At 31.6% G+C, this 3,707-nt stretch carries 6 protein-coding genes; all 6 read right to left on the reverse strand.

The features are described 5' to 3' along the window. A partial coding sequence (locus tag MRZ08_RS07545; RefSeq protein ID WP_297381282.1) for a CRISPR-associated endonuclease Cas1 occupies nt 1-471 on the reverse strand: 471 nt, incomplete at its 3' end. Then, on the reverse strand, nt 461-1,099 hold the full coding sequence (gene cas6e / locus MRZ08_RS07550; protein ID WP_297381284.1) for a type I-E CRISPR-associated protein Cas6/Cse3/CasE: 639 nt from the start codon (nt 1,097-1,099) through the stop codon (nt 461-463). The genes MRZ08_RS07545 and cas6e, both read right to left, overlap by 11 nt. Nucleotides 1,100-1,107: 8 nt before the next feature. After that, nucleotides 1,108-1,797, reverse strand: coding sequence for a type I-E CRISPR-associated protein Cas5/CasD (gene cas5e / locus MRZ08_RS07555; RefSeq protein WP_297381287.1), 690 nt, complete (start codon nt 1,795-1,797; stop codon nt 1,108-1,110). A 9-nt stretch (nt 1,798-1,806) separates the two neighbouring features. Beyond that, a complete protein-coding gene (gene cas7e, locus MRZ08_RS07560) occupies nt 1,807-2,874 on the reverse strand; it encodes a type I-E CRISPR-associated protein Cas7/Cse4/CasC (protein ID WP_297381290.1) in 1,068 nt (355 codons plus the stop codon). Continuing rightward, nucleotides 2,867-3,475, reverse strand: coding sequence for a type I-E CRISPR-associated protein Cse2/CasB (gene casB / locus MRZ08_RS07565; RefSeq protein ID WP_297381292.1), 609 nt, complete (start codon nt 3,473-3,475; stop codon nt 2,867-2,869). Before casB ends, cas7e begins: the two co-directional genes overlap by 8 nt. Then, nucleotides 3,459-3,707: hypothetical protein (locus MRZ08_RS07570; RefSeq protein ID WP_297381295.1), on the reverse strand; the 249-nt coding region annotated here is incomplete at its 5' end. The genes MRZ08_RS07570 and casB, both read right to left, overlap by 17 nt.

Below are 3,707 nucleotides of genomic sequence, written 5' to 3' on the forward strand. Positions count from 1 at the left end.
TTTTCTGTAAACTCCTCTAATTCTAGAACCTTCTCTACCCCTTAATTGTTGCATAGTTAGTTTACTCACATCTTCTCCAGCAAATCTCATCTGATACATAAGCCTTGCTACTTGTAGGCGAGTTCTTGTATTCGATACTAGTTTGGCTTGTTTTTCTAATAGTTTTGTCGAATGTGCAAGAGCTCTTCCATTTGCATAGTTTCTTACTCCATTCTCCCCAACCCAAATAACAGACGTTCCAGTATCTCCTAATAGTTCCATAGCTCTGTGAGTTATATTTATACCTGGACCTAACATCAGAATCCCTATCATTGCAGCAGGAATTCTAACAGTACCCCTTTCATCCGTAGATGTTATTGATCCATCAATTCTATTTATCTTTGATCTTTCAATATAAATAAAGCTCACTCTATCAGAAATTCTTGGCAGGTCATTAAGTTCTGTTTTGTAATTGTATATATTATTTTTCATATGGAATTATAGTTAATAGACCAAAACCATAAGCTTTCTTTTTTCCTATGCCCTTAGTCAAACTCTCCTTGATTTTTTCATGATCAATTATCCTTAGATTTCCTTCAAAGCTAGCAGATACAAGATTATATTGTTGCTTTCCAACGGTTTTATAAGGAAGTAATTCTTTTTCAAAGATTCCAAATTCGTCAATTCCTACAGAGAATCCATTTTTTTCAGTTCGATCTAAGAAAAATTTAGATAATTCTTCATCAGCAACTGGTACTATTCTCCCTCTTTTTGAATTATCTTTAGAAAGCTTTGCTTTAACAGTATTCATTTTTATTCTGAATCTTGCTTTCATTCCCTCTTCTAGCTTATCAAGAAACTGATCATAGTCTTTAGTTTCATAGCTTCCTTTTACTGCATATTTTTCTATTTTTTGGCAATCGGGTCTTCCTTCGCTTAGGATAATGAGATATTTCTTATTGTTTAAATTATCTATCCTCCAAAGCTTTCGTGTTCTTTTTCCTTCTCTGATTTCTTCAGGAAAGCATGATTCTACAAAACCATGAATGGAATTTAAATCTTTTAGATCTCGCATCTTTTTCCTATTATAAATATCTAATTCTATTCTCGATAAATACATACTTTCTCCTAAATTCCTTCAAAGACGTCATGTTTCGTTTGGTACGTGTATGAGAAAGATTTACTAATTTGACTTTCAAACCTCTCTTTATATTTTCTAGACTTTTGTGAAAAAGACACAACCCTATCATTTCTAATTATTTCTTTACCGCTAACTAGATGTGAATCGGCATAGATTCGAGCCTTATAATTTAGGTTATTCTTTTTAAAATACTCACTAGCCTGCCACTCTAAATCTAGTAAAGCCTCTACAGCATCTTTCCCTGCAAGTCCCAATATGAAATCTGCTGGTGGAGGGCATGACCTTCTTCCCATATATATTTGGAAATACGGATTTTTAAGAGCTTGATGAATTTCTTTGATTCTTTGATCTCCCCCTGATAAGGCGATTATAAATATACCATCTTCTAGATAGTAACGATTGGTAACGTAATTTCTTTCAAATTGGCCATTCTTTTTGTATTTAGTTGCGATTTGATAGTCTCTTATTACGTTTGGATTTTGATCTACTCTCACAGCAAAATCTATTTCATTTAAGTCTATAATTCTTTCATCATCACGCCTATAGCCTAAACTTGCAGCTATCATTCCTACTATAGCAGATTTTGAAGGATAATAGTCGGTATATCTACTTTCAAATTTAGAATCTGTCCCCCAAGACTGCATAGGACCCGATAGTTTTAATAATAAAGTTTGCATTTTTACCTCCTAATTGAGGTTTTCTTTTATATTCGCTTCTAAATTTTTAATTAAATCTACGATTGATTCCTCTTTTTTACCTATTTCTTCTACAGCAAAATCACCTAATAACATATATGATGTATACTGAGATTTATCCAATATTTTTTCAAATTTTATATATTCATCAAAAAGTCTTTCAATAGATTTTTCGACATATCCTTCATTTGATTTTATTGGATTTTCAAAAGCTGTTATCAGGTTTAATGGTCTGTCAGATCGTAAGGTTACTAGTATAGCCTTTGGTAGGGTCTGATTAGCATAAGCGTTAATTTTTCCTGTTGGCATCGATTTAATAAATGCTTCTACAAAAAGACTTGCAGCATAAACATAAGCTTCTTCATCATCTAATTGTCTTTTTAGTTCATGAAGATTAACATTAGCATATCTATAGACTGTAGATGAATTGTACTCAACTGTTCCAATCATTCCTGCCCCAGAATTATCTTCTTTTTGTAAATCATCTACAGCTGTAAAATAATCAAATTCTCTTTCTATCTTGTGAGTTGATATTGCATGAGCAAACTGACAAGATGCATCTTCATTTAATACTGGATTATCAGCCACCATCCTGCCGAATAGAGCAATATCAATGGATGGATTGGAATTAAGAATTTCTTGCAGCTTCTTTTTATCTTTCTCACCATCCAAGCAAGCTTTTGCAAAATCATAGGCTTGTTTTTCAGAAATAAAGAAAAGTGCTTTAAGCATCAAATCTTTTGTTGAAATTTTAGCTTTATTTAATGTTGTTTCTGCAAGTTTTACCGCTTCTTCCAGGCTTATTACTTCATCAATTTCTCTTATTTTTTCAGCTATATAGTTTACAATATCTCTAGAACGAATGCCCTTATTATCAAGATTACCCTCATCATTAAAGTATTGTCTAACTGCTTTTTTCCATGACTGTGAGCTAACTCTTGCCCTAGTTACTCCTCCATACTGACAAGTTTTAGGACTTCCTGTATCATCTCTATTTATATTTGAAGGTGGTAGTGTTTGTATTACGTGTATATCCATAAACAATCTGTCTTTATTCATCTTTATCTCCTTTTTTATGTGCGCTATATCTATAATAATCTCTTGACCATTTGATTCTCACAGGATCTTTATCACCAAATCTAAAATCATATAAATCTATAGAAAGACTTGCGAAATCAATTGTTTCTTTAGACTTACTTTTAAGCAATTTGATCATTTGTCTTAAGTGATGTTTTAATTCCTCAAAATCTGCTGATGTAACCATCGCATTAAATCTCTGATCTACTGCATTATTGTCATTAGTATTCTTATCCTTAGGAATTTGTCTTAAAGTGGACAAGCTTTTTCCAAAAGTTTTATAAGGAAACTCATCATTTCTGTAAACTACAGATTCATCTTTTCCCTGCTGGTATATTGCGTATAATTGCAAGACAGTTAAAATAGTATCTTCAAAGTAGTTTAATTGCTTATAAGTCCCTAAACAATCCTCAGGTATCATAGAAAAAACAAAAGCTAAAGATTCAATATTATAAGATATATCTTTATTTATTGAATTTCTTAAGTTTGCAAGTTTAGCCTTAGTTGCTGGCTCATCTTTAGTTTTATCCAGATAATTAATGATATTTAGACAAACTCCATAAATATTACTTTCTCTTTTCACTATCTCTCCTTTCCAATAAATTATTTAAAATAGCTTTAAATCTATTAAAGGCTATTACAACATTAATTAGCTCACCATCAATTTTCACTAAAGCATAATCTCTATTCCCAGCTTCTTCAAATAATTTACTGCCTTGATTATAAACGATATTTTTTAGAGTTTTTCTCCATTCATCTTCGATGATGTCAGAATCATCATCTGCCTCTATGGATTCTATCAAATCTCTAAATGG

Source organism: Anaerococcus sp., from assembly GCF_022770135.1.
Lineage (GTDB): Bacteria > Bacillota > Clostridia > Tissierellales > Peptoniphilaceae > Anaerococcus.

What these genes read in the sequence shown, in the direction of transcription:
- cas6e (WP_297381284.1), bottom strand. Translation starts at nt 1,099, where the DNA reads ATGTATTTATCGAGAATAGAATTAGATATTTATAATAGGAAAAAGATG.
- cas5e (WP_297381287.1), bottom strand. Translation starts at nt 1,797, where the DNA reads ATGCAAACTTTATTATTAAAACTATCGGGTCCTATGCAGTCTTGGGGG.
- cas7e (WP_297381290.1), bottom strand. Translation starts at nt 2,874, where the DNA reads ATGAATAAAGACAGATTGTTTATGGATATACACGTAATACAAACACTA.